This is a genomic window from Marinovum sp. PR37 (genome assembly GCF_028807375.1).
Lineage (GTDB): Bacteria > Pseudomonadota > Alphaproteobacteria > Rhodobacterales > Rhodobacteraceae > Marinovum > Marinovum algicola.
Map to the genome: position 1 here is coordinate 15,859 of NZ_JARAML010000038.1, position 25,299 is coordinate 41,157.

At 66.7% G+C, this 25,299-nt stretch carries 24 protein-coding genes and 1 tRNA gene; 12 read left to right on the forward strand and 13 right to left on the reverse strand.

The genetic code is table 11. The features are described from left to right. Nucleotides 1-15 precede the first annotated feature (15 nt). The 4 genes from PVW49_RS21945 to PVW49_RS21960 form a co-directional block, all read right to left on the reverse strand. Nucleotides 16-4,779 (reverse strand): translocation/assembly module TamB domain-containing protein, encoded by a 4,764-nt coding sequence (locus PVW49_RS21945; protein WP_274591585.1) that lies wholly within the window; start codon nucleotides 4,777-4,779, stop codon nucleotides 16-18. Next, nucleotides 4,779-6,590 carry an autotransporter assembly complex protein TamA gene (locus tag PVW49_RS21950; protein ID WP_274591586.1) on the reverse strand — a complete coding sequence of 604 codons (1,812 nt, stop codon included), beginning with the start codon at nucleotides 6,588-6,590 and terminating at the stop codon, nucleotides 4,779-4,781. Before PVW49_RS21950 ends, PVW49_RS21945 begins: the two co-directional genes overlap by 1 nt. 237 nt (nucleotides 6,591-6,827) lie before the next feature. After that, nucleotides 6,828-6,903: transfer RNA gene (locus PVW49_RS21955), tRNA-Ala, on the reverse strand. Between the two features lie 98 nt (nucleotides 6,904-7,001). Continuing rightward, the gene (locus PVW49_RS21960; protein ID WP_074839647.1) at nucleotides 7,002-7,325 is read right to left on the reverse strand and encodes a TIGR02300 family protein; all 324 of its coding nucleotides are present in this window, start codon (nucleotides 7,323-7,325) and stop codon (nucleotides 7,002-7,004) included. Between the two features lie 116 nt (nucleotides 7,326-7,441). Here PVW49_RS21960 and PVW49_RS21965 point away from each other — a divergent pair, with 116 nt between their 5' ends. Continuing rightward, nucleotides 7,442-8,131, forward strand: coding sequence for a M48 family metallopeptidase (locus PVW49_RS21965; protein WP_074839649.1), 690 nt, complete (start codon nucleotides 7,442-7,444; stop codon nucleotides 8,129-8,131). Between the two features lie 41 nt (nucleotides 8,132-8,172). Next, nucleotides 8,173-8,820, forward strand: coding sequence for a GntR family transcriptional regulator (locus PVW49_RS21970; protein ID WP_048533000.1), 648 nt, complete (start codon nucleotides 8,173-8,175; stop codon nucleotides 8,818-8,820). 85 nt (nucleotides 8,821-8,905) lie between these two features. Here the strand turns inward: PVW49_RS21970 and PVW49_RS21975 are convergent, their stop codons facing one another. From PVW49_RS21975 to PVW49_RS21990, 4 genes are all read right to left on the reverse strand, one after another. Then, complete coding sequence (locus PVW49_RS21975; protein WP_274591587.1) at nucleotides 8,906-9,871, reverse strand: acetyl-CoA carboxylase carboxyltransferase subunit alpha; 966 nt, start codon at nucleotides 9,869-9,871, stop codon at nucleotides 8,906-8,908. 67 nt (nucleotides 9,872-9,938) lie between these two features. Continuing rightward, nucleotides 9,939-10,535 carry a LysE family translocator gene (locus PVW49_RS21980; RefSeq protein ID WP_274591588.1) on the reverse strand — a complete coding sequence of 199 codons (597 nt, stop codon included), beginning with the start codon at nucleotides 10,533-10,535 and terminating at the stop codon, nucleotides 9,939-9,941. Between the two features lie 63 nt (nucleotides 10,536-10,598). Then, nucleotides 10,599-11,225 (reverse strand): hypothetical protein, encoded by a 627-nt coding sequence (locus PVW49_RS21985; RefSeq protein WP_074839652.1) that lies wholly within the window; start codon nucleotides 11,223-11,225, stop codon nucleotides 10,599-10,601. 68 nt (nucleotides 11,226-11,293) lie between these two features. Continuing rightward, nucleotides 11,294-12,253, reverse strand: coding sequence for an L-malyl-CoA/beta-methylmalyl-CoA lyase (locus PVW49_RS21990; protein WP_074839655.1), 960 nt, complete (start codon nucleotides 12,251-12,253; stop codon nucleotides 11,294-11,296). 331 nt (nucleotides 12,254-12,584) lie between these two features. Here PVW49_RS21990 and dgcN point away from each other — a divergent pair, with 331 nt between their 5' ends. The 6 genes from dgcN to PVW49_RS22020 all read left to right on the forward strand — a co-directional run bounded on the left by dgcN (nucleotide 12,585) and on the right by PVW49_RS22020 (nucleotide 17,844). Beyond that, entirely contained in the window at nucleotides 12,585-13,586 is a 1,002-nt protein-coding gene (dgcN, locus tag PVW49_RS21995; RefSeq protein WP_274565401.1) for an N-acetyltransferase DgcN, read from the forward strand. Between the two features lie 69 nt (nucleotides 13,587-13,655). Further along, nucleotides 13,656-14,618: an N-acetyl-D-Glu racemase DgcA gene (dgcA, locus tag PVW49_RS22000; RefSeq protein WP_274565400.1), complete on the forward strand. Its 963-nt coding sequence runs from the start codon at nucleotides 13,656-13,658 to the stop codon at nucleotides 14,616-14,618. Nucleotides 14,619-14,640: 22 nt separating this feature from the next. Then, a complete protein-coding gene (locus tag PVW49_RS22005) occupies nucleotides 14,641-15,504 on the forward strand; it encodes a D-amino-acid transaminase (protein ID WP_048532994.1) in 864 nt (287 codons plus the stop codon). A gap of 338 nt (nucleotides 15,505-15,842) precedes the next feature. Further along, the gene (locus PVW49_RS22010; RefSeq protein ID WP_274591589.1) at nucleotides 15,843-16,121 is read left to right on the forward strand and encodes a hypothetical protein; all 279 of its coding nucleotides are present in this window, start codon (nucleotides 15,843-15,845) and stop codon (nucleotides 16,119-16,121) included. A gap of 136 nt (nucleotides 16,122-16,257) precedes the next feature. Then, a complete protein-coding gene (locus tag PVW49_RS22015) occupies nucleotides 16,258-16,854 on the forward strand; it encodes a TetR/AcrR family transcriptional regulator (RefSeq protein ID WP_274591590.1) in 597 nt (198 codons plus the stop codon). Between the two features lie 12 nt (nucleotides 16,855-16,866). After that, the gene (locus PVW49_RS22020; protein ID WP_274591591.1) at nucleotides 16,867-17,844 is read left to right on the forward strand and encodes a zinc-binding dehydrogenase; all 978 of its coding nucleotides are present in this window, start codon (nucleotides 16,867-16,869) and stop codon (nucleotides 17,842-17,844) included. Between the two features lie 48 nt (nucleotides 17,845-17,892). Here PVW49_RS22020 and PVW49_RS22025 read toward each other — a convergent pair whose 3' ends face one another. Both PVW49_RS22025 and PVW49_RS22030 read right to left on the reverse strand, forming a co-directional pair. Next, nucleotides 17,893-18,204: a DUF1244 domain-containing protein gene (locus PVW49_RS22025; RefSeq protein WP_048532987.1), complete on the reverse strand. Its 312-nt coding sequence runs from the start codon at nucleotides 18,202-18,204 to the stop codon at nucleotides 17,893-17,895. A gap of 59 nt (nucleotides 18,205-18,263) precedes the next feature. Continuing rightward, nucleotides 18,264-18,851, reverse strand: coding sequence for a transglycosylase SLT domain-containing protein (locus PVW49_RS22030; RefSeq protein ID WP_274565396.1), 588 nt, complete (start codon nucleotides 18,849-18,851; stop codon nucleotides 18,264-18,266). A 227-nt stretch (nucleotides 18,852-19,078) separates the two neighbouring features. On the opposite strand from PVW49_RS22030, the gene hspQ reads away from it, so the two are divergent. After that, nucleotides 19,079-19,405, forward strand: coding sequence for a heat shock protein HspQ (gene hspQ, locus PVW49_RS22035; protein ID WP_048532986.1), 327 nt, complete (start codon nucleotides 19,079-19,081; stop codon nucleotides 19,403-19,405). A gap of 76 nt (nucleotides 19,406-19,481) precedes the next feature. Here the strand turns inward: hspQ and PVW49_RS22040 are convergent, their stop codons facing one another. The 3 genes from PVW49_RS22040 to PVW49_RS22050 form a co-directional block, all read right to left on the reverse strand. Then, nucleotides 19,482-21,059: a gamma-glutamyltransferase family protein gene (locus PVW49_RS22040; protein WP_274591592.1), complete on the reverse strand. Its 1,578-nt coding sequence runs from the start codon at nucleotides 21,057-21,059 to the stop codon at nucleotides 19,482-19,484. Nucleotides 21,060-21,305: 246 nt separating this feature from the next. Then, nucleotides 21,306-21,758, reverse strand: coding sequence for an ATP-binding protein (locus PVW49_RS22045; RefSeq protein WP_274591593.1), 453 nt, complete (start codon nucleotides 21,756-21,758; stop codon nucleotides 21,306-21,308). Nucleotides 21,759-21,780: 22 nt separating this feature from the next. Next, nucleotides 21,781-22,119: an STAS domain-containing protein gene (locus tag PVW49_RS22050; protein ID WP_048532983.1), complete on the reverse strand. Its 339-nt coding sequence runs from the start codon at nucleotides 22,117-22,119 to the stop codon at nucleotides 21,781-21,783. A gap of 93 nt (nucleotides 22,120-22,212) precedes the next feature. Between PVW49_RS22050 and PVW49_RS22055 the strand changes: the two genes are divergently transcribed. The 3 genes from PVW49_RS22055 (at nucleotide 22,213) to PVW49_RS22065 (ending at nucleotide 25,148) form a co-directional block, all read left to right on the forward strand. Continuing rightward, nucleotides 22,213-23,385 carry an acetyl-CoA C-acyltransferase gene (locus PVW49_RS22055; RefSeq protein ID WP_274591594.1) on the forward strand — a complete coding sequence of 391 codons (1,173 nt, stop codon included), beginning with the start codon at nucleotides 22,213-22,215 and terminating at the stop codon, nucleotides 23,383-23,385. A gap of 133 nt (nucleotides 23,386-23,518) precedes the next feature. Beyond that, the gene (locus tag PVW49_RS22060) at nucleotides 23,519-24,403 is read left to right on the forward strand and encodes a hypothetical protein (RefSeq protein ID WP_274591595.1); all 885 of its coding nucleotides are present in this window, start codon (nucleotides 23,519-23,521) and stop codon (nucleotides 24,401-24,403) included. Between the two features lie 124 nt (nucleotides 24,404-24,527). Continuing rightward, the gene (locus PVW49_RS22065; protein WP_274591596.1) at nucleotides 24,528-25,148 is read left to right on the forward strand and encodes a DUF998 domain-containing protein; all 621 of its coding nucleotides are present in this window, start codon (nucleotides 24,528-24,530) and stop codon (nucleotides 25,146-25,148) included. The last annotated feature ends 151 nt before the right edge of the window (nucleotides 25,149-25,299 follow it).

A 25,299-nucleotide genomic window follows, 5' to 3' on the forward strand; every position in this document is an offset into this window, starting at 1 on the left:
CCGGTCAAGGCGACGTCAGTAATCGCGCTCGTAAAAGATGCCGAGCCCGGTGTCGCCATCGTTGCCCAGCCGTCCGCGCACGGTGACGTCATCGGTCAGGTCGAGGTTCAGGTTGATTTCGCTGGTGCCGTCGCTCGACACCGTGACATCGGTATAGACCCGCTCCGAGATATAGGTTCCGACGCTGGCTTCGGTGTTGCCTTCGGCATCGGTGGCGATATCCAGATCGTCGACCCCCAGGCCCTCGCGCAGCGTGCCGGTGAGGCCGAGGCCGCCTTGCCCCGAGAGCGTGCGGATCGCCGAGGCAAGCTGAACTGCCTGGAAGGCCGAAATCGAGGTCACGTCCTGGCCGAAGAGCAGGAGCGACAGCGCCTCTTCCTCGGGCAAATCCGGGTCTGCGGTCACCGTCAGGTCGGGCGCCGAAGCCAGCCCGTCGAGCCGCAGCGTGACATCGACCTCGCCGACCTGGGTTGTCGCCGCGAAGGCGACCACAGGGTCAAAGCTGCCGCGTATCTGCACATCGCCCTGGGTCAGCGTCAGCCGGTTGCCCAGCAGGTCGAGCCGGCCACGGATCAACGAGAAGCTGCCGATCGGGACGATATCATTGGTCGATCCGGTGAGCCGCAGGCTGCCGCCGAGTTCGGCGTCGAGGCCCCGGCCGCGCACAAAGATGCGGTTGGGGGCCCGCACCAGCAGATCGAGCGGATAATCCGGGCCGATGGCATTTGCCGTCTCGTCCACCGGTTCGAGCCCGGCGAACCGCAGGGTCTGGCGGACATCGGCGGGCGGGTTGATGTGGCGCAGCCCGTCAAGCGCCGAATAGGAGGGCCCGATGTCGGGGATGCGCAGCTCGGCGGTGGCGATGTCGATCGCGCCGCCAATCCGCGCGCCGCCTGCCAGCGGCCCGCTCAGGGTGACGCGGCCGCCAAGCTGGGCCTCGTAGAGCGCGGCATCGCGCAGGGTGACATTGGCCAGCTCGGCCACGAGATCGGCGGTATAAGGCGCCTCGAGCGCGATCGGCCCGGAAATCCGCAGCTGGCCGCCGCTCGAGATATTGCCGGTCAGCGCCAGCCGCGCCTGTGCACCGGCCAGGTCGGCCTGCCCGGTGATGCCGGTCACCGCGATATTCTGGGCCGGCAGCGCCAGTCGCGCGTTGGCCAGGCTCAGCCGGCCCGAGACCGAGCTCAGCGCCGGCGGGCCGTTGACCGCGAGATTGAAGCTGACAAAGCCGCTCAGCGCCTGTCCCTGAAGCCGCCGATTGGCCAGCGCCAGAGGCACCCGGCCCTCGGTCGAGACATCGAGGCGCGAGAAATCCTGGGCCACGCTGCCGCGCGCCGCCAGCTGGATGCCGCCCGGGCCGGTGCCCGAGGCGTCGATGCGCCAGCGGTCGCCCTGCTGATCGGCGGTGCCCGAGAGCGTTGCAGGGCCCGGCAGATCGGGCACCAGAATGCCCAGGTCGGCCACCGCGACGCGATAGCTCAGACTGCTGCTGCCGCCGCCGAAACCGCCGTCGAGACGGAGGTCGAGGGCCTGGCCGTCGAACACCAGGTTGCGGAAGGTCAGCGCGCCGCTGGCACCGCGGGCGACGTTGACGTCGAAACGCGACGTGCCGCGCAGCAGCGGCTCCACCGTCGGCACGCCAAAGACCGGGCTGGTGACGGTGCCATCGGCCGCGATGTCGAAACTGCCGGCCAGGGCATCAACCGAACCTTGCGCCGTCACCGAGATCGCGCCCCCCAAGGCGCGGCCGGCGAGCGGCGAAAAGGCGTCGAGCCTTGCGATGCGGGCCTCGAGACGGCCGTCGGCGCGCAGTTCGGTCTGGCCGTCGCCGGTGATCGTGCCGTCAAAGCGTGCGCCGGTGTCACCCGGCAGATTGGCCTCGGCCGCAACCTGCCAGACCGCGTCGTCGCGTTGCGCCGTGCCGGTCACGCTGGCCGGACCGGGCAGATCGGGCAGGGCGACACCGAGATCGGCCACCGCGATGCGATAGGTCAGATCGCCGGTCCTCGGGCCGAAGGCGCCGCTGACATTGGCCTGAAGCTGATCGCCGACGATCACGGCACGGCGAATGGTGATCTCGTCGCCGATCTCCCCGGCCGCCGAAAGATCGAACGCCGTTGTGCCGCGCAGCAGCCCTTCGGCCACCGGCACGCCAAAGCGCGGGCTTTGCAGGTTGCCGCTGGCTGTCAGGTCGAAGCTCTGCCGCACGATATCGCCGCGGCCCTCGAGCGTGACCGAAGCCGCGCCCCCGAGATCGCGCCCGGCGAGCCCGGAAAAGGCCCCAAGCTCGGCGACCCGCGCCTCGGCGCGGCCGGTGATCAGCAGCGAGGTTTCGCCATCGCCGGAGATCGTACCGGAATAGCTGGCGCCGGTGCCGCCGGGCAGGCTGGCCTCGGTGTCGATCTGCCAGACTGCGTCGCGGCGTTGCGCCGTGCCGGTCAGTTCGGCCGGGCCCGAGAGGTCGGGCAGGGCCAGGCCCAGATCGGCAATCGTGAGATCGAAGGCGACGTCGCCGGTCTCGGGCCCGAAGCCGCCGGTCACCCGGGCGTCGATCTCCTGGCCGTCGATGACCGCCTCGCGGATGGTGATCGTGCCGCCGACGGCGCCCTCGGCCGAAAGATCGATCCGGGTCAGCCCGGGCAGCAGGGCCTCGGCCTGGGGCACGCCGAAACGCGGATCGCGCAGGGCGCCTTCGACGGTCAGGTCAAAGCTCTGCGCCAGCACGTCGGCCTGGCCTTCGAGCGTCAGATTGGCTGCCCCGGAAAGCGTGCGCCCGGCCAGCGGCGTGTAGGCCGACAGTCGTTGCACCACCGCCGCGGCCTCACCGGCGACCACCAGCGAGGACTGGCCATCGCCAGTGACCGAGCCGCGATAGCTAGCGGTCGTCTCACCCGGCAGCAGGGCATCGGCCGTAATGCTCCAGACGTCGCCATCCTGTGCCAGTTGCGCCGTGATTTCCGCCGCGCCCTCAAAGCCTTCGACAGCGCGCGACAGATCGGGCACGCGGGCGGTGAGCTCGGCCGACGAGGTGCCGGTTCGCAGGTTGGCCATGCCGGTGATGCTGGCGTGATCGGTGCGGATGGTCAGCGGATCGGCGCGCAGCCCGTCTTCGTTGCGCAACACCCCGAGACGCAGGATGCCCTCGCCTTCCAGCAACGGATCGAGCTGGGCGATGCCGGCGCCGAGATCGTCGGTCGCGCCGTCGAGCACCAGGTCGATCACGCCGGTCAGCGGCTCGATCCGCCCGGTGATCGCCAGTTCGGCGGCCCCGGTCAGCGCGACGCCCGCGAGATCGGCGAACCGACCGAGGTTTTCTGCCGCCAGCGTCACATCCGGCGCAATGGTCAGCGGCGCCTCGGCTTGCAGGCCGCTGATCACGGTCGAGCCGGTGAGGCCATAGTCGGCCCCGGTCAGGGCGATGTCGCGCAGCCGCAGCGGCGCGCCGTTGGCCCATCCGAAGTTGAGCGCGCCGCGCACCTGCGCCCCGATCGCGCGGGCCAGGGCGGCGTCGGCGGGGGCGATGCCCTCGGCGTTGACCGACACGCCGCCGGTCACGCTCTGATCGTCGCGCTTGATGGTGCCGGTGCCGTCAAAGGCGACCCGCTCGATGCTCAGGCTGGCCTGCTGATAGCCGCGCGCCGCGCCGTTGAGCGACCAGACATCGCCGGCCGAGGCGTCGAAGGTCGCGGTCAGCGAGGCGCCGGCGACAGAAGTCAGATCCCCCGGCAGCGGCAGGATCACCGTGTCGCCCTGCGGCGGGGTGATCTCGGCGTCGAGGTTGAAGCTTTCCGGCCAGCCGTCGGCGGCGATGCGGGCCTCACCCTCGATCGTCATGGCGGCGGCCTGGACGCGCAGGGCATCGAGGCTCATCGCTCCGCTGGCACGCCGCTGGCCGCTGGCCACGAGCGCCACGTCTCTCCCCAGGAACTCGCGGAACTGCGGCGCAAAGACCGGCGCGATGTCGCCGGACAGATCGGCGGCAAAGGAGGCGGCGCCATCCTCGCTGCTGCCCAGCCGGACCTGGCCGGACAGCCGCTCTTCGCCGGCGGTGGCCAGCAGGATGTCGGCGGTGAAATTGCTGATCGGGTCGTTGCCTTCGACGCTCAGCGCCACCGAGGGCCGGTCGGGAAGCTCGAGCAAATTGGCGGCAATGCCGTTTTCCGGCTCGCTCAGATCGAGATCGAGCGCCAGTTCGCGGCTGGCGTTGTCAAAAGCGGCATCGACGGTGAAAGAGCCCTCGCGGTCAAGGCGCCGCACCTCGAGCCGGGTTTCGCCGGCGCCGCCGGCCAGCTGCGCGCTGCCGGTGAACGCCATTTCGGCGGCCTCGCCGAACAGCGGCTCGCCGAGGATGGCCCGATCGATCCGCATTTCGTCGATCTGGACCGAAACCGGCAGTTCGGGCAGCGAAAAGGCGCCGCCGCCGCTGGCCTCGGGGGCAGGCATCTCGCCTTCGCTGGGCAAGGGCAGGCGGGGCAGGGCGATCTCCTCGACCGAGATCTCCTCGATCTCGACCCGGCCGCGCAGCAGGGCGCTGCGATTCCACGACAAGCCGACGCCCCTGGCGGTGAACCAGACGCCATCGGGATCGGTGACGGTGATCTGGTCGATCGTCGCGCGCGAGCTCAGCGCACCGGCAAACCCTTCCAGGCGCACCTCGCGCCCGGGCGCCGAAAGCGCGTCTTCGAGAATGCCTTGGATGAAGCCACGGTCGCTTTCACTGGTCTGGGCGACGGCGGCGGCAGGGGCGAGAAACAAAAGACAAAGCAGGAAAATCCGCATCAGAAGGCCTGACCAATCCCAATATAAATTTGTACGCCATCGCCGGTGTCGCCGGCCACCGGGCCCGCGACGTCAAGCCGGATCGGCCCGACCGGCGTCTTGTACCGCAGGCCGAGCCCCGCGCCGGCGTGCCATTCGCCGTCTTCGAACAGCTCGGCGCCGACGTAACCGGCGTCGGCAAAAGCCACCACGCCGATGGTGTCGGTCACGCCATAGCGCAGCTCGCCCGAGGCGGCGGCAAAGGAGCGGCCGCCCAGCGAAACCCCGTCGTAATCGGCCTCGAGCGATTGATAAGGCTGGCCCCGCACGGTGCCGCCGCCACCGGAATAAAACAGCATGCCCGGCGGCGCATCCTCGGCCTCGGGGCCGACCAGCGCCCCCAGTTGCAGCCGGGTGGCGGTGACAAAGCGTTCCTCTTGGCCATAGGCGCGATAGGCCCGGCCATCAAAGGTGAGATGCGCGCCCGGAGCTCCATCGACGGTTTCATAAAACGGTGTGGCGGCGCCGCGCAGGAAAAAGCCGCTGGTGGCGTCGAGTGGATCGTCGCGCTTGTCATAGGTCAGCGCCGTGGGCAACGACACGATTTGCAGCGTGCGCGTGGTCTCCGGTGTGGCAAACCGGTCGGTCACTTCGGAATAGCTGAGGCCGAGACCCAGCTCACCGGTGAGAAATTCGTTGAACTGCCGCGAGACACCGACCGTCAGCTCGGCCCGGCGCTCGAGGTAATCGGGCTCGTCCTCATATGCGAGACCGGCCTCGGCAAAAAACAGCGTGTCGGGGCCGTAGACCGCCGGCCGTTCAAACCGGAACGACAGCGCGTAATCGATTCCCTCTGCCTGAAGTCCGATCTGGCTGATCTCGCCCTCGACGCGAAACCGCTCGGCCCCGCCGAGGAAATTGCGGTGCAGCCAATAGCCGGTGAGGTTGAGCCCGCTAAAGGTCGATACCTCGACGCCGCCGCCGATGCGGCGCGGCTTGCGATCGATGACGGTGATTTCCATGTCGATCGTGCCATCCGGCTCGACCGCCTCGGCCTGATCGATCTGCACCGAGCGGAAGGTGCCGGTCTTGCGCAGCCGCCCGGCGGCGCGCTCGACCTCGCTGGTGGCATAGCGCTCGCCCTTGGGCAGCCCGGCGATCTGGCGCACCCGGGGCTCGCGCACCGTGGTCTGGCCGGTGACGGTGGTGTCGCCGAAACGGGCCCGGCGGCCCGGCGCGATACGCACATCCACGTCAATCCGGGCCGTCGGATGGCGCGCGGCGATTGATTGATCGACGATCTCGGCCTTGGGAAAACCGCGCTCACGCCAATCGCCCACGGCGGTCTGTGCGGCATTGCGCACAACGGTGGCCAGCGCCGGTGCGCCGCTGCGAAATTCCTCGACCGGCGGATTGTCGCCACCCAGGGGCGCGATCTGCGCCTGACCCAGCCGGAAGCGGGGGCCGGGATCGACAAAGACGATCACCTCGTCAATCGTCGCCGGTTCCTGGAACGGGTCGATCAGCGCCGCTTCGCGTCCGTCGATTCCAATGCGGACGACGGCCGAGTAATAGCCCTGGGCATAAAGCGTTTCGACCAGCCGGGTGTAATCGGCCCGCGCCGCCGCAACCACGTCGCGCGGCACGGTGTCCGGGGATTTCTCCAGCGTATTCAGTACCGAAGCAGATTGCAGGCTCTCACCCAGCGCGGCGGTATCCGCTTCCGACTCGAGGCCGACGAGCCGAAGTTGCACCCGTTCGAGCGCCCGCGCTTCGAGGGTCAGGCTGGCCAGGGCCGCCCCCACTGCCAAAAACCGGCCGAATTTGAACATGCTCACTCCCTGCTCTGCGGTTTTACCGCAGCTTATGACAGAGGAGGATAAGTCTCCATGGCCAAAGGCAAGGGTCGGATCAGGTTTTGCTGCCCAGTGGCGCGGCGGGCATCGGCCCGGCGCGCGCCGCAACCACCTCCTGGCCTGAGCTTCGACAGGTCGGCCGGAACAGTGGCCGGAAACGCAAAAGACCGGGCCGGGCCCCGGTCTTTTCTGCACGCCGATGCTGGCGGGATTTGGTGGAGCCTAGGGGAGTCGAACCCCTGACCTCTACAATGCCATTGTAGCGCTCTCCCAACTGAGCTAAGGCCCCTTGCCGATGACGCATCGTCCGTCCTCGTGACGGGCGTATTAGGCAAAGGCGCAGGGAGGTTCAAGCGAAAATCTTCCCCCCTGGGCCACTTTTTTCGATCAGGAGTCGTCGTCTTCCGATGCGACGTCCGCGATCTCTTCGAGCGGCACGTTGTCATCGTCATCCTCGTCCTCGAGAATGTCGTCGCCGAGGTCGACATCGACTTCCGCATCCTCGTCGTCCAGCACGACCTCGTCATTGGTCTTGGCTTTCTTGGCCGAAGCGGCATCTTCCGCGTCGGCTTCGATCATGCGGTTCTTGGACTGGTCGAATTCCAGCACTTCGCCCGTATAGGGGCTGACGATCGGGTTGGCGTTCAGGTCATAGAATCGCTTGCCGGTGGTCGGGCAAAGGCGTTTCGTTCCCCATTCTTCCTTGGGCATCTGGGTCCCTCTTACACTTTCAGTCTTGCGGGCAATTGCGGTCCCCTGCCATAAGACCAGTGCCCGTGTCAAAGCCTTTGGCAAAAGGCACCGGATCGGCAGTTCAAGGACCCCATATGGGCCAACATTCGCTTCCCGGCAACCCCCCGGTGCCGCTACAGATGCGCACATCGGCGCGGGCGCGCCGGATCACCCTCAGGATCTCGTCGCTCGACGGCACCGTGACATTGACCCGCCCGCGCGGCGTGTCGGAACGCGCGGCGCTGGACTTTGCCCGCGACAAGGAAGCCTGGCTGCGCGGACATCTGGCAAATCAGGAGGACGCGGTATCGGTGGGCCTCGGCGTCCGATTGCCGATCGAGGGTCTGGCGCGGCGGGTGGAGGCCGGGCAGGGGCGGCGGGTGCGGCTCGACGGCGACCGGGTGCTGGTGCCAGGGCCGGAAGAGCGGGTCGCGGCGCGGCTGCTGGGGTTTCTCAAGACCCATGCCCGCAGCCGGCTGGCCGAAGCCTCGGACCGATATTCCGCCCGTCTCGGGCGCGGCTATGCGCGGCTCACCCTGCGCGACACCCGCTCGCGTTGGGGCAGCTGCACGGCGGATGGCGGGCTGATGTATTCCTGGCGGCTGATCCTCGCCCCGCCCGAGGTGCTGGAATATGTCGCCGCACATGAGGTGGCGCATTTGCAGGAAATGAACCATTCCGCCGCTTTCTGGGCGCTGGTGACGCAGCTTTACGGGCCCTATCAGGCGCAACGCCGGTGGCTGCACCGGGAAGGCGCGGCGCTTCACCGCATCCGGTTCACGTAAAGCCTGTTGCGGACGGCGAGATTTGTGATCACAGTTGCGCCATGTTGATCAACCCCAAGCCCGACAGCGCGGTGTCGACCCATGACAAGGTCTATCGCGGGCTGCGCTCGCAGATCATGTATGGCGAGATTGCCCCCGGCGCGGCGCTCACCCTGCGCGGTATCGGCGCCGAATACGGCGTCTCGATGACCCCGGCCCGCGAGGCGGTGCGACGGCTGGTGGCCGAAGGCGCGCTGTCGCTGTCGTCGTCGGGCCGGGTGGCCACGCCCGAGCTGTCGAACGACCGCATCGAGGAGCTGGCGGCGCTGCGCTCGCTGATCGAGGTGGAGCTGGCCAGCCGGGCGCTGCCGCGGGCGCATATCGCGCTGATCGAGCGGCTGCACAGTATCAACCTGACAATTGCCGATGTGATCTCGAACCGCGATGCGGTGGGTTACATCCGCGCCAATCTCGAGTTCCACCGCACCCTCTACCTGCGCGCCCAGGCGCCGGCGATGCTGGCGATGGCGGAAACCGTCTGGCTGCAACTGGGGCCGACGATGCGGGCGCTCTACGGCCGGCTGCGGCGCACCGAGGCGCCGCATTTCCACCGGCTGATCATCGCCGCGCTCAAGGCCGGTGACGAACCCGGCCTGCGCCTCGCGGTGCGTTCCGACGTCACCCAGGGGCTGAGGATGCTAGCCAACTGAGCCCGGCACCCCCTGCTTCCTCTTGCCGAAAATACCCTCGGGGGGGTCGCCCCTGGCGACGGGGGCAGAGCCCCCAAATCCGCCCTCAGGCCGCCAGTCCCTTCGATCCAAGGTCGAGGAACTTCTGCCGCCGTTCCTTGCACAGGGTCTCGCCGTCCTTCTCCGACAGGTCGGCCAGCATCTGCTCGATCGCCCGGCCCACGGTCTTGATCGTGCCGGTGCGGTCACGCTGGGCGCCGCCCATCGGTTCGGGGATGATCCGGTCGCAGACCCCCAGCTTGTAGAGATCCTCCGCCGTCAGCCGCAGCGCCTGCGCCGCTTCGCGCATCTTCTCGGCATCTTTCCACAGGATCGAGGCGCAGCCCTCGGGCGAGATCACCGAATAGACCGAATGTTCCAGCATCGCGACGCGGTTGGCCGTGGCAAAGGCCACCGCCCCGCCCGAGCCGCCCTCGCCGATGATCACCGAAATCAGCGGCACGCCGACCGACAGGCAGGCCTCGGTCGACCGCGCGATGGCCTCGGACTGGCCGCGTTCCTCGGCGCCCTTGCCGGGATAGGCGCCGGCGGTGTCGACCAGGGTGATCACCGGCAGGCCGAAACGGTCGGCCATGTTCAGCAGCCGCGCCGCCTTGCGATAGCCCTCGGGCCGGGCCATGCCGAAGTTGCGGTCGAGCCGCGACTGGGTGTCATGGCCCTTTTCATGGCCGATCACCATCACCGGCCGGTCATTGATCCGCGCCAGCCCGCCCATCACCGCCAGATCCTCGCCGAACTGCCGGTCGCCGGCCAGCGGGGTGAATTCGGTAAAGAGCGCCTCGATGTAATCCTTGCAATGCGGCCGCTGCGGATGCCGCGCCACCTGGCATTTGCGCCAGGGTGTCAGCTCGCGGTAGAGGTCCTTGAGCATCGCCGATGCCTTGCGGTCGAGCGCATTGGCCTCTTCGTCCACATCCATCGGATCGTCGCTCTGCCGGGCAATGGCCCGCAGCTCCTCTGCCTTGCCCTCGATCTCGGCCAGCGGTTTCTCAAAATCGAGATAATGCGCCATGCGACAACTCCTTTTCTTCACCGGGTATATGGCGCGATGTGCAGCCGGATGCAATCTTTGGCGTGTCTCAGCCCGGCAGTAGCGCCGGCACCAGCGAGGCCAGCAGCAAAACCGCCATCACCCGGTTGAACAGCCGCAACTGGCCCGGCGCGCGCAACAGCCGGCGCAACTGCCGGCCGAGTGTCGTCCAGACCGTGGTAGAGAGCACGCCGGCGGCCACATAGGTGCCCACCACCCAGAGCAGCGACGCCAGATCGCGGCTGGCGGCATAAAGCGTGATCGCCCCCAGCGCCATGGTCCAGGCCTTGGGATTGATCCATTGGAAACCGGCCGATTGCAGAAAGGTCAGCGGCCGTCCCTGCTGCCGTGCCTCTGCGGGCGGGCTGGCATGGGCGATCTTCCACGCCAGCCAGATCATGTAGGCCACCGAGGCGGCCAGCAGCACGTTATGCAGTGCCGGCCAGCGGTCGAACAGCCGCAGCGCGCCCAGCCCGACCAGAAAGATCATCGCCGGAAAGCCGAGAATGATTCCCAGCATATGCGGCAGCGACCGGTGCAGGCCGAAATTGGCGCCCGAGGCCAGCAGCATCAGGTTGTTGGGCCCGGGGGTCAACGTGCCGACAAGAGCAAAGACCGCCAGCGCGGAAAAGAGATCAAAGGTCATGCCGCAGGGATACCCGCCTTCGCGGCGGCGGGAAACGGCAATTGTTGCGTGCCGTCCTCGGTCTTACGCAAGGTCCAGCGCGCAGCGCAGTGCCAGTTCCGGCGCGGCCAGCACATCCGGCCCGAGCCCGCCGAGAAGATGCGCCGCATCGGCCATCGAGGCCTGCGCCAACACGACAGTGCGAAAATCCGGCCGCACCTGCACCGCCTCGAGCGCCGCCGCCGCGACGGCGGCGCAGAAATTGGCCACTTGCCCGGCCTCGAACAGCGGCCAGAATTCTTCGACCACCAGGGTGGTGACCGGCGGGGCGCGGCCTGTCTCTTCGAGGCAGGATTGCAGCAGGGCCCGGCTGGGGCCGGCGGCGCTACCGAGCGCACAGACCAGCAGGATCGGCCCGTCGGATTGCGCCGCCGCCGCCATCATCGGCCGGTCGATGCGGATCGCCCCGGCTTCGTCCGCCGCTTCGCCCAGCGAGGTGCAGGTGCAGAGCACCCGGCCCGGCGCGGTCTCGACCGCCTTGCGCATCTCGGCGGCGAGCTGGCGGGTCATGCCGTCGCTGCGCACCCGTGCCAGCCAGTCGGCGCGCACCCTGTGTTCGAGCCGCAGCGGCGGCGCGATCCGGTCGCGCAGTCGATCGAAGATCCGGCAATGAAGCTGGGTGGAATGCAAAAGCGTGAGCGGCAGGGTCATGGCAGGGTCCGGGTCGGCAGGGCCCCGGTCAGCGGGGCTCTGCCGTCATACCGCCAAACCGCTAAGGTTCAGTTACCGGCGATCATCTCCGATTGCCGCACGATCACCTCGGCCTGTTTGATCGAGGCGATATCGACCAGCCGCCCCTTGTAGACGGTGGCGCCTTCGCCCTTGGCCTTGGCCTCTTCCATGGCGCTCAGGATCTCGCGCGCCTCGGTCACCGCCTTGTCCGAAGGGGTAAAGACCTCGTTGGCCAGCGCCACCTGTTTCGGGTGGATCGCCCACTTGCCGACCATGCCCAGCGTGGCCGAGCGCAGCGCCTGCGCGCGAAAGCCCTCGTCATCCGAGAAATCGCCGAACGGCCCGTCGACCGGCAATACGCCATGGGTGCGACAGGCGGCGACGATGGCGGCCTGGGCCCAGTGCCAGGGGTCCGACCAGTGTTTCTGGCCTTCGTGGATCATGTAGTAGTTTTCCTGGGTGCCGCCGATGCCGGTGGTGGCCATGCCCATGGAGGCGGCGAAATCGGCGGCGCCGAGGCTCATCGCCTCGAGCCGGGGCGAGGCGGCGGCGATCTCCTCGACATGGGCGATGCCGGCGGCGCTTTCGATGATCACCTCGAAGGCGATCTTCTTCTGCCGGGACTTGGCCGCCTCGACCGCCGTCACCAGCGCATCGACGGCATAGAGATCGCCGGCGCAACCAACCTTGGGGATCATGATCTGGTCAAGCCGCTCGCCGGCCTGTTCCAGCAGGTCGACGACATCGCGATACCACCAAGGTGTGTCGAGCCCGTTGATCCGCACCGACAGTGTCTTGTTGCCCCAGTCGATATCGTTGATCGCCTCGATGATATTGCCGCGTGCGCTGTCCTTGTCCGACGGCGCGACCGAATCCTCGAGATCGAGGTTGATCACATCTGCCGCCGAGCCCGCCATCTTTTCAAAGATCGCCGGGCGAGAGCCGGGGCCGAAGAGCTGGCAGCGATTTGGGCGGGCCGGGGGCTGGGGCTGGATACGGAAGGACATGTCGCGCCTCTCGGTAAGGAAATTACGTGATTATTGCGCTCAGCGATATTAAATTGCGCTGCGCCATGCAAGTGTATTTTGCAGTCGCAGCATTCCTGCGCCCGGCCGACTGGTGTTGCCACGCCGCTGGACGGCCTGCCAAGGTATCGGCAGGCTGCCAAGGCGGGTTTCTGCGTGGTGGCCCAACCAGGCGCACGATTATTCGGAATTTGGGAAGAGTTTTCGCGTTATCTTGCAAAGAACTGCCGAAAGACACACGAATTCAGGAGGCACTGATGACGATTCCGCGCTATATCTCTCGCCGAACAAGACGACTCAGGAGGCCTTCGCCGTGATCAAGACGCCCTATCTGCTGTTTCTCGGTGACGCGCCCGATGCTCTGGCGGCCAAGGTGGCGCAGGGGATCAAGGACTGGCGGCCCGAGAATGCCGTGGGCCAGTTCCGCATGGAAGGCTGCAAGGCCGACCTGGGACTGCCCGACATGGGGCTGGCCGAGGCCCGCGCCGCCGGTGCGCAGACGCTGGTGATCGGCGTTGCCAACCGGGGCGGCGTGATCAGCCCGGCGTGGAAAAAGGTGCTTGTGGCGGCGCTGGAAGAGGGCTTCGACCTGGCCTCGGGCTTGCACAACCTGCTGCGCGACGAAGCGGATTTGGCGGCGGTGGCCAAGGCCTGCGGCCGCGAACTGCACGATGTGCGGGTGCCCGATGTGGACTATCCGATCGCCAATGGCGTCAAGCGCAGCGGCAAGCGGGTGCTGGCGGTGGGCACCGATTGCTCGGTCGGCAAGATGTACACCGGGCTGGCGCTGGACCGTTCAATGAAGGCGGCGGGCCGCAAGAGCACGTTCCGCCCCACCGGGCAGACCGGTATCCTGATCACCGGCGAGGGCATCCCGCTTGACGCGGTGGTGGCGGATTTCATGGCCGGTGCGGTGGAATGGCTGACGCCCGACAATGACGCCGATCACTGGGATATCATCGAGGGGCAGGGCAGCCTGTTCCACGTGTCGTTTTCCGGGGTGACGCTGGCGCTGATCCATGGCGGCCAGCCCGATGCGCTGATCCTCAGCCACGAGCCGACGCGAAGTCACATGCGCGGATTACCGGATTATCCTCTGCCGTCGCTCGAGGCGCTGCGCGACATGGCGCTGCCGCTGGCCCGGGTGGCCAACCCGGATTGCCGGATCGTGGGGATTTCGGTCAACACCGCCGCGATGTCCGAGGATGAGGCGCTGGCCTGCCTGTCGGAAATCGAGGCGCGCATGGGGCTTCCCACGGTCGATCCGTTCCGTCAGGGTGCCGAACGTCTGGCCGAGGCGCTGGACGCGCTCTGAGCCCCGGGCCGCGATGCCCCGAAGCGCGACGGCGTGGCGAATTATTGGAAAGCGAAGAAGGAGCGGGATGTGATCGAAACGCGCCGCGATACCTTCCGTCTGGCGGAAGTCTTTACCATTTCGCGCGGCTCGCGCAGCGAGGCGCAGGTGCTCACCGTGTCCGTCACCCGCGCGGGGGCGACCGGCCGGGGCGAATGTGTGCCCTATGCCCGCTACGACGAAACGCTGGACTCGGTGGCGGCGCAGATTGCCGGGCTGCCCGAGGCGATCACCCGCGCCGAGCTGCAAGAAGCGCTGCCGGCCGGCGCGGCGCGCAATGCGGTGGATTCCGCGCTCTGGGATCTTGAGGCGAAACGCAGCGGGCGGCGGGTCTGGGAGCTGGCCGGACTGCCGGCGCCGGGGCCCGAGATCACCGCTTTTACCCTGTCGCTCGACACGCCCGAGAAGATGCGGGCGCAGGCCACCAAACATGCGCATCGGCCGCTGCTCAAGATCAAGCTGGGCACCCCGGATGACATGCCCCGGCTCGAGGCGGTGCGCGCAGGCGCGCCGGATGCGCGGATCATCGTCGATGCCAACGAGGGCTGGAGCGCCGAGGTCTATGCCGATCTGGCGCCGCATCTGCGGCGGCTGGGCGTGGCACTGGTGGAGCAGCCGCTGCCCGCCGGCGAGGACGAGGCGCTGCGCGGGCTGGAGCGGCTGGTGCCGATCTGTGCCGACGAGAGCTGCCATGACCGGGCCTCGCTGGCCGGACTGGCGGGCAAATACGACATGGTCAACATCAAGCTCGACAAGACCGGCGGTCTGACAGAGGCGCTGGCGCTGCGCGATGCGGCCCGGGCGGCGGGCCATGACATCATGGTGGGCTGCATGGTCGGCTCCTCGCTGGCGATGGCGCCCGCCGTGCTGGTGGCCCAGGGCGCGGCAGTGACCGATCTTGACGGGCCGCTGCTTCTGGCCGAAGACCGCGCCGCACCGCTGCATTTCGATGAAAGGGGTGTGCACCCCTCTGACCCGGCCCTCTGGGGCTGACCGCTGACAGGAGAGACAGCCCATGGCCCGCACCGTCTATCTCAACGGAGACTATCTGCCCGAGGACGAGGCCCGGGTCTCGATCTTTGATCGCGGCTTCCTGATGGCCGATGGCGTCTATGAGGTGACCTCGGTGCTGGGCGGCAAGCTGGTGGATTTTCCCGGCCATGCCCGGCGGCTGACCCGCTCGCTCGAGGCGCTGGACATGGCGGTGCCGCTCACCGAGGCGGCGCTGCTGGAAATTCACCGCGAGCTGGTGGCGCGCAACGCGCTCGACGACGGGCTGATCTATCTGCAAGTCACCCGGGGGGCACCGGGCGACCGCGACTTCATCTTTCCCGATCCCGAAACCACGCCGCTGACCGTGGTGCTCTTTACCCAGGCCAAGCCGAACCTGGCCGAGAGCGCCGAGGCCGAGCGGGGGCTCAAGGTGATCTCGATCGACGACATCCGCTGGGGCCGGCGTGACATCAAGACGGTGCAGCTGCTCTATCCCTCGATGGGCAAGATGATGGCCAAGGCCGCCGGCGCCGATGACGCCTGGATGGTCGAGCAGGGCCTGGTGACCGAAGGCACCTCGAACAACGCCTATATCGTCAAGGACGGGCGGATCATCACCCGGGCGCTGTCGAACGACATCCTGCACGGCATCACCCGCGCCGCCGTGCTGCGCTTTGCCGAAGAGGCGCAGATGAAGGTCGAAGAGCGCAGTTTCAGCATCGACGAGGCGCAGGCGGCGGAAGAGGCTTTCATCACCTCGGCCTCGAGCTTTGTCACCCCGGTGGTGCAGATTGACGGCGTGGCGCTGGGCGCGGGGGCGCCGGGCCCGGTGGCGAAACGGCTGCGCCAGATCTACATCGAGGAAAGTCGCAAGGCCGCCCTCTGAGCCCAGCTGCGGCACCGCGGCAACAGGTGGCAAGGATCGGCCGAGGCGGGACGCAAAAGCCACGCTTTCCTGCCGATATCTGCGGCTCACAGGCTTGGCACTTGAGGCCGGGCATGCGGCGTGGTGTCTGTGGCAAAGCGAGGCCGGAGAGATGCGTCCGGGCTGCATCAGGGGCGCCGCCGCCCGGTTTTTCCGGCGCGGTCATGGCAGCTCTCACCGCTTGGTGAGCGCTGCGTCTGGCCGAGGGCCGAGGGCCTGCCAGCCCGATCCCTGGCGATGTGCCCGGAGCCGACCCTGACGCCGCGTGACCGGATTGTGAGGGTAATTGGGGGGCAATTATGCTGGAAGGCTTGATCGTTTTGGCCGCGGCTCTGTGTGGAGCTTTGGCGGGCGTTGCTCTCGGATGGCGGTTGCGCTCCGCGCTGATGGTGCGGCCGCCGCATGTGGCCGAGATCGAGGCGCTGCGGGCCGAGCTGCGCACCGCCATCGGCCTTCAGGCCGACAAGGACGCCCGTATTGCGACTTTGGAGGCCGATCTCGAGGCCGAGCGCACCGGCTATGTCCGCTTCGAGCAGGAACGCCGCGGCAGCCAATTGGCCAGGCGCCAGTTCGGTTGAGGCCACCCCGTCTTGCCCGTTTTTCCAATCGCGCCCTCCGGGGCGCGATTGTCGTTTGCGGGGTCGTGGTTTGGCGTGGCACACAAGCGCGTGAGGAATGCTAGACGACCGGTCTATTATTACTTAGGTGACCAGCATGACAGAGCACAGCAAATCCGATCTCAAACGGCTGCACATCCTTGAAACCGGCCGCGCCCTGGTGGTCCGGCACGGTTTCGGCGGGGTCGGCATCGCCCGCATCCTCAAGGAATGCGGCATCCCCAAGGGGTCGTTCTACTACTACTTCGAGTCCAAGGAGGAATTCGGCAAGGCGCTGCTCGACCATTATGTCGAAACCTATCTGGCGCGCTTCGATACGCTGATCGCCGGCCCCGGAGCGGCGCGCGACAAGCTCGATCGCTTCTGGCAGGCCTGGCTGGCGCAGGCCGGGGCCGAGGGCATTGCCAGCCAATGCCTTGTCGTCAAGCTGGGGGCCGAGGTGGCCGACCTGTCCGACGACATGCGCCTGATCCTCGACACCGGCATATCAGAGCTGGTGGGGCGCATTGCCGACCTGCTGCGGGCCGGGGCAGAAGAGGGCTCGATCCGCCGGTTCGATGCCCCCGAGGCCGTGGCCCGGATGCTCTATGCGAAATGGCTGGGGGCCGCCATTCTCGCCAAGCTCGCCCGCTCTCAGGCGCCGCTGCAACAGGCGCTTGCAGAGACGACAGACCAACTCTCACGCACATCCTGAAGGAAAATTGCAATGAAAGCTGCCACGCACGATACATTCGGCGAGCCCGTCGAGGTGCTCGCATCCACCGAGGTGGAAAAACCCGCGCCAGCGGCGGGTGAGGTTCTGGTCAAGATGACCTTCTCGCCGATCCACAACCACGATCTCTGGACGGTGCATGGCAGCTACGGCTACAAGCCCGAGCTGCCCGGCGCCATCGGCGGGTCGGAAGCGCTGGGCACCATCGCCGAGATCGGCGACGGCGTCGAGGCCGCGCTTGTCGGCCAGCGGGTGGCCGTTGCCGGTGTCCACGGCAGCTGGGCCGAGTATTTCACCGCCCCGGCCGGCGGCGTGCTTCCGCTTCCCGAGGCGATCAGCGACGCGGACGGCGCGCAGCTCATTGCCATGCCGTTCAGCGCGCTGTCGCTTCTCGAATCGCTGAAAGCCAAGGAAGGCGATTGGATCATCCAGACCGCAGCCAACGGCGCGGTCGGCAAGGTCATGGTGGCGCTGGCGAAATCCCGCGGCATCCACCTGCTGAATTTGGTGCGCCGGCCCGAGGCGGCGGCGGAGCTCGAGGCGCTGGGCGCCGAGCACGTGCTTTCGACTTCGGACGAGGGCTGGCAGGACAGGGCGGCGGCGCTGGTGGGCGACCGGGCGGTTTCGGCCATCGATTCGGTGGGCGGCGAGGTCTCGGCCGCGCTGGTCGATCTGCTGGCATCGGATGGCGAGCTGGTGGTCTTTGGCACCGCGACCGGCGCGCCGATGCCGCTGTCGTCCGGGGCGCTGATCATGAAGCAGATCACCGTGCGCGGCTTCTGGGGGTCGCGGGTCAGCGCCGAGATGGCGCCGGAAGAGCGCAAGCGGCTGATCACCGAGCTTGTGACCCTGGCCGCACAGGGGGCGCTGCGGCTCGACGTCGGCGGCACTTACGGGCTCGACGACGTGAGCGAAGCGGTCACGGCGGCCCGTACCCCGGGCCGATCCGGCAAGATCCTGCTGCGCGGCTGAGTGCTGCGCCCCTCCCCGCCGATCCGTCGGCAGGGGGGGCCTCTGGGCTCAGCCCTTGTCGACGTTCTCGGCAAAGGCGGTCTTGAAGGCCTCGCGCTGATCGTCGCTGGCCTCGGACTGATGGGCGGCTTTCCAGTCGGAATAGGGCATGCCGTAAAAGATTTCGCGCGCCTCTTCCTTGTCCATCTCGATGCCGCGTTCGTTGGCGGCCTCCTGATACCAGCGCGACAGGCAGTTGCGACAGAACCCGGCCAGGTTCATCAGGTCGATGTTCTGCACGTCGGTGCGCTTGTCCATCAGATGCGCGCGCAGGGTGCGAAAGGCGGCGGCTTCAAGCTCGATACGGGTCTGGTCGTCCATGGTGCGGGTCTCCCTTGGGTTCGGGATGAATATGGGGGGCTGCGGTGCGCGGGAAAAGGTCAGCGGGCGTGGCGACACCGGGCCAGCTGCACCTGATAGGTGATCGACCGGGTGCCGACCTCATCGGCGACACGCAGCAGCCAGGCCTTGCTGTTGTAGGACTGGCGGGCAAACCCAGTGTGGCCTTCGTGATAGGCCAGATACTGGTTGCGCGCATCCACCAGCGACACGCCGTTGCGGGCGCGGGTCTTGTTCATGTACCAGCCCATGAAATCGGTGGCATCGTTGATCCGGTCGCGCTTGGCACGACGATTGCCGGTTTCTTCGCGGTATTCGTCCCAGGTGGCGTCGAGCGCCTGGGAATAGCCGAAGGCCGAACTTTGCCGGCCCATCGGGATCACCCCCAGCGTGTAGCGCAGCGGCGTGCGGGCATTACCGACGAATTTGCTCTCCTGGTAGATCGTGGCCATCTGCACATGCACCGGGACACCCCAGCGCCGCTCCGTGGCGCGGAAGGCCCGGAAATATTTCGGGCGCTCCTCAAGAATTGCACAGGCGTCATCGAGATTGCGCGGCGCCGATTGATTGCCGCCGCCACAGGACGCAACGGCGAGCACCATAACCATGGCGCGAAGGACTCTGCTCATTTGCCTCTCGCTCGTGTATTTGGTCTTTTGTTTTGTCGCAGTGTAGCGAAAATCGCCTGACAGGGAAATCACGTTTTCCCGGGCGGCGGGCTTTGAGCGGGCCTGCACCCGGGCCGCTGCCGGGCCACTGTATGACCATGGGTCACAGTTTGTTTCCTTGATTTCCCGGCGGAAAATTGGACATTTCCCCCTTGATGACGCTAACCTGTGGCGGTAGAGGCCCCGGAATGCACACAGCACGCGCAAAATATCATTTGGGACAGGTGGTCCGGCACAAGAAGCACCCGTTTCGCGGCGTGGTCTTCGATGTCGACCCTGAATTCAACAACACCGAGGAATGGTACAACGCCATTCCCGAGGACAGCCGACCCAAGCGTGAACAGCCGTTCTATCACCTGCTCGCCGAGAACGATCAGAGCTTCTACGTGGCATACGTGTCCGAGCAGAACCTTGTCGCGGATTATTCCGGACGGCCTGTGGATCACCCGGATATCCCCGATCTCTTCGGCGAATTCGAAGATGGATCCTATCCGCTGCACTTCCAGCTGAATTGAGGGGACGGTGGGGTGCAAACCCTCCAAAATCGCCCCGTAGGGTAGATTTCCAACCCACCGCCGCCGAACGCCCCGCTCAATATCCGATCGCGCAGCCGTCCTTGCGGGCGTCCGAGGCGCCTTCGAGCACGCCGCTGGCATGCATGCGGATTGCCTGCGCCCCGCCGATCGGCTCGGTCGGGGTCACCACATCATGCCCCAGCGCCGCCAGCTTTGCCGCCACCTCCGGGCTGTAGCCCCGTTCGAGCTGAAGCCGGCCATCGTCGAAAAAGGCGCGCGGGGCATCCACGGCGGTCTGCAAATCCATGCCGTAGTCGCGCAGGTTTGTGACAAAGCGGGCATGGCCGCAGGACTGGTACTGCCCGCCCATCACGCCGAACGGCATTTCGATGCGCCCGGCCGCGCCCAGCATGCCGGGAATGATGGTGTGCAGCGGGCGCTTGCCCGGGCCGAACTCGTTGGGATGGCCTTCGCGCAGGTTAAAACCGCAGCCGCGGTTGTGCAGCAGCAGGCCGAATTTCGGACTGGCGAGGCCCGACCCGAAGCTGTGGAAAATCGAATGGATCAGCGATACCGCCATGCCGTCGCGATCGACCGCGGTGATGTAGATCGTGTCCCGGTGCACCGATTCGGCGATCCGCGACGGCCCCGGCAACGCCCGGCCCGGATCGATCCGCGCGGCCAGCTCGGCGGCCAGCGCCGGGCTGCACATCTGCGCCGTGGCATCCAGAACGTCGGGATCGGCAATCAGCCGGTTGCGGCTGTCATAGGCCAGCTTGCCGGCCTCGGTCTCGAGATGGGTGCGGGCGGCGCCAAACGGGTCCATCGAGGCCAGATCGAACCGCGCGAGGATGTTGAGCAGCAGGATGGCGGTCGCACCCTGGCCGTTCGGCGGATGTTCGAAAACTTCGGTGGCGCGGTATTGTCCGGTGATCGGCGTGGTCTCTTCGCCCCGGGTGGCGGCGAAATCCTCGGCGCAGTGCCGGCCGCCGGCGGCCGCCAGCGCGGCCAGCATGTCCTCGGCCACCTCGCCCTGGTAGAAGGCCGGGGCACCATGCCGGACGATGCGGCGCATCACCTCGGCCTGGCCCGGCGCGCGGAACAGATCGCCCGGTTTCAGCGGTCGCCCGTCCCGGAGGTAGAAGTCGCGCGCCACGCCTTGCAGCCGAGGCGCCTTGTTGGGCCAGTCAAACCCCACGCGATCGGCCACCGGCACGCCCTCTTCGGCATAGCGGATCGCTGGCTGGAGCAACCGGTCGAGGCCCAGGCGGCCATGGCTCTCGGACATTCGGCAAAACGCCTCGACCGCGCCAGGGACGGTGACCGCATCCGCGCTGCCATCGGGGATCGTGCCGTGGCCGGCCGCGCGCAGCCGTGCCGCATCGGCCGCCGCCGGTGCGCGGCCCGAGCCGTTGAAGCCCAGCACGCGCTCCGCCCCTGCCGGTTTGATCAGGGCAAAGCAATCGCCCGCCAGCCCGCACATATGCGGCTCGCAGAGGCTCATCAGCAAGGCGCCGCAGATTGCCGCGTCCATCGCCGTGCCGCCGTCTTTCAGGCAGGCCAGGGCCTCGGCCGCGGCCAGCGGATGCGAGGTGGCGACCATGCCGTTGGTGGCCCGCACCGGCGACCGTCCGGGAAGATGAAAATCGCGCATCTGAACCTCCGTCGTGATGGATCGGAGGCTAGCGTCGCCTGGCGCAGAAGAAAATCGCGATTTCGGAGAAAGGGACCTCGGCGCCGCGCACTGGGTGGGGGCTGTTAACACGCGGCGCCGAGGTGAAGCTATATGCAGCTACCCGTACTGTATCGCGTTCCATTCAGGCGTCGGTGGGATGGGATTGCGGCGGAACTGGGGCAAAGGCGCGAAACGGGCGGTAATTGATTGCAACTGTGCGCAATGTCACACAACCGCAAAGTGAAGCGTCAACTTGCTGCGACCGTCATTGCGTTGATAGTGCAGATCCGAGGTCATCTGGCGGATCAGATGCCAGCCGAATCCTCCCTCGGGCAGCTCCGCCGTCGGGCCCTCTAGGTTGGCGGGGCGGCCTTCCGGCAGGGCCTCGTCCGGGAAGGGCCGGCCGTGATCGGTGATGGTACAGGTCAGGGTTTCCGCGGTCAGTTCCATTTCGAGACCCAGCGGCCCGCCCTCGCGAAACCCATAGCCATGTTCGACCACGTTGTTGAGCGCTTCGGCCAGCACCAGTTCGACCGCGCTGCGCGCCTCGGCCGGGTGGCCCCAGTCCGCCAGTGCCACCATCGCCTCGCCCAGAAGGTTGCGCACGGCCAATCCGCCGGTGCGGGTGTTCAGTGAGATGCGGTGCGCTGCAATGCGGGGCTTGGCAACCGGTTCCAAGGGACGGTGCTCCTTTCGCCCGTCAGTCGGCGTGAGCCATCAGCGCCGCATCCAGTGTCGGAAAGAGCGCAAAGACCGTGTCCATCCGGGTCAGCCGGAAGACGCTTTCCACAGCGGGGGTGAGCCCTGCGAGATCGAGCCTGCGCCCGGGGCCGAGCTGTTTCATCGCGGCGACGATGGCGCCAAGCCCGCTGGAATCGATGAAACCGACTTGCGCGAGGTCGAGGATCACCCGTCTGGAGGGGCCGTCGGTTTCCGCTCGCATCGCATCCTTGAACTGGATCGCCACCGCGGCGTCGATGCGCCCGGCGTTGACCGTGACGATCTGCAATGCGCCTTCGGTTCTGCTGGTCATGTCCATGGCTCGGTCACCTTGCGTTACGATTTCGCCCCCACGCTAGACGGCAATCCTTACTAAATTGTATGCAGGGGTAAGGATTTGGGGAGGTAGGCCATGAGCGAAGTGACGATCCTGGGCGCGGCACGCACGCCGATGGGCGGATTCCAGGGCGAATTCGAGGGCGTCGAAGCCAGCACGCTGGGCGGCGTGGCAATCGCCGCGGCGCATCGCGAAGCCGGCAAACCGGCGCTGGACGAGGTGCTGATGGGCTGTGTCCTGCCGGCCGGTCAGGGCCAGGCGCCGGCACGGCAGGCCGGGTTTGCCGCCGGCCTCGGCGAAACCGTGCCCGCCACGACGATCAACAAGATGTGCGGCTCGGGCATGAAGGCGGCGATGATGGCCTTTGACCGGATCGCCCTGGGCCAGGCCGGCGCCATCCTGGCCGGCGGCATGGAGAGCATGACCGAGGCGCCTTACCTGTTGCCCAAGATGCGCGGCGGCGCCCGCATCGGCCACGGCCAGGTGGTCGATCACATGTTCCTCGACGGGCTCGAGGACGCCTACGACAAGGGCCGGCTGATGGGCACCTTCGCCGAGGATTGCGCCGCGCATTACCAGTTCACCCGCGAGGCGCAGGATCAATATGCCATCGGCTCGCTGGACAATGCGCTTGCCGCCGAACGCAATGGCGCCTTTGCCGACGAGATCGCGCCGGTCAAGCTGCACCGGCGGCATGGCGAAGAGATCATCACCTGCGACGAACAGCCCGGCAAGGCCCGCCCCGAGAAGATCCCGATGTTGAAACCCGCCTTCCGCAAGGATGGCACGGTGACCGCCGCCAATGCCTCGTCGATCTCCGATGGCGCGGCGGCGCTGGTGCTGGGCACGCCGGAGGTGGCCGAGGCCCAGGGCGTGGCGCCGCGCGCCCGCATCCTCGGCCATGCCAGCCACGCCCAGGCGCCGGGCTGGTTCACCACCGCGCCGGTGCCGGCGGCCAGAAAGCTGCTCGACCGGATCGGCTGGAAGGTCTCGGATGTCGATCTGTGGGAGGTCAACGAGGCCTTTGCCGTGGTCCCGATGGCCTTCATGCAGGAGTTGGGCCTGCCGCGCGACGTGGTCAACGTCAACGGCGGCGCCTGCGCGCTGGGCCACCCGATCGGCGCCTCCGGCGCACGGATCATGGTGACGCTGCTCAATGCGCTGGAAAAACGCGGGTTGAAGCGCGGCGTCGCGGCAATCTGCATCGGCGGCGGCGAAGGCACCGCGATCGCGGTGGAGCTGATCTGAGCTCAATTGCTAAGTTCCCGGTTGCTTGAGACCCTCTGACGAGCGCTCGGGTGGGTTGTTCGAACTTGTTGACTCTAGGACAGCTGCGGCTCACGCTTGTTGTTCATGCTTTGATTGTATCTGGGTTGGCTAAATGACAGACCGTATTTCATACGAATCGCATATTCTGGATTCAATTCATCACAAGGCGAATACCGCAAAAAACGAATGCTTCTTTGTTGGTTTTCTTGATGGCGTTCTTGCCAATGAACGATTGGATCTGACTGAAGTTGAGCCGCTCTTGGCGGAATGTGCAGCCATTTGTCGGCAGGTTGGCGACGACGATGCCGCAGAGATCTTGGCCGAAGCGTCTGCGGGTCATGGCGACACGCCAAAGGTGCTATTGGAGACGATAGCGCAAATTGCAGAGATCCGGTCGGAAAAGATTGATCCCGCGTGTCGGCGGTCCAATGCGAACCGGCTCTTGGGTTTTTGTGCCGGCGTCAACTGCGATGGCATTGTCACCCGACGAGAAGCCAGGGTGCTCTATGATCGACTGGGGGCTGCGCATGACCTTGATGACGATCCAAGGGTCGTATCGTTGCGGCATGTGGTGCTGGATGCCTTGGAAGACGACTTGATAGATGAGGCGGAGTCTGCCGAGATCAGTCAGCTGATTACCACATTGGTAGGCGACAGTTACGCCGATACCGGAATCCCAAGTTCGGAGACCCTTCCCGTTATTCACGATATCGATGAGATCGACGAAACCATTCTTGATGGCAGTCGAGTCGTCCTGACAGGCAGGTTTTCTTTTGGTTCTCGAGGTCAGGTCTCGGACAGGTTGCAGGAATACGGAGCGATACTTCAGTCCGTACCAACCCGGAAAACAGATATCGTTTTGATCGGAAGTGAAGGGTCGCCGAATTACGCCTACAAACATCACGGTGGCAAACTAGCCAAGGCACTTACGCTACGGTCCACTGGGCCCGCGCCGAGACTTTATACAGAACCGCAGTTACGTATCATTCTGAGATGACATCAGGGCAAAGCCGGCTTTGTCATTGCCGCCGACCCCCTGGTCGACAACACCCCGCCCCAGTCTACCTCTTTCCGGGTGCGGCGCATTCCGGTGCCGCACCCGGAAAGAGAAGGCGATGCAGATGGCCCGCGAGACCCTGTACCCCGAGGCCCGGCGCGGCTTTGTGACCGCGCTGAGCCTTTTTGCCTGCCTGGGCTGTGTGATCTTTGCCGTCAGCATCCTGATCGCCGATTTCGTGGTGCCCGATCATGACTGGATCGCCGACACGATCAGCGATCTCGGCGCCGGCAAATACGAATACATCGTGGATATCGGCATCTATGCCTTTGCCGCCGCGCTGATCGCCGCCGCACTTGTGGCCGCGCATCTGCATCCGGGCGGCCGGGGATGGAGCTTCGGGCTGGTGGGGCTGGCGGTGCTGGCCTTGATCGTCTTTCTGGTCGGCGCGCGGAACGAATACGGCGATCAGGACAAGGACGGGGCGGTCATCCATGTCTATCTGGTTTATGCGCTGGGCGTGCTGCAATTCCTGGTGCCGCTCGGCATGGCCCGGGGCGCGGGACGGCACGGCGGCCCGCATGGCCGCATCCTGGTGGCGCTGGCGGCGCTTTGGCTGGTCTCCGCGCCGGTGTTCTTTTTCCTGCCAACCGGGATCGACGGGCTGTACGAACGCTACCTCGGGGTGATTGCCATGGCGATGGTGGTGACGCTGGCGCATCTGTTTCACCGGCTCTGCCGCTAGGGCCGGCCAACACCTGACCGAAAGGGGGCGGTGGTGCAGGGCGCGGGGGCACCGCGCTTGCTCGACGGGGTGCGCCGCGTCGATAAGGCGCCGCGCGGCCGTTGCGCCGTAAGCGCCCGGTTTCTACCGCAGCGGCTGGTCCTTGACGCGG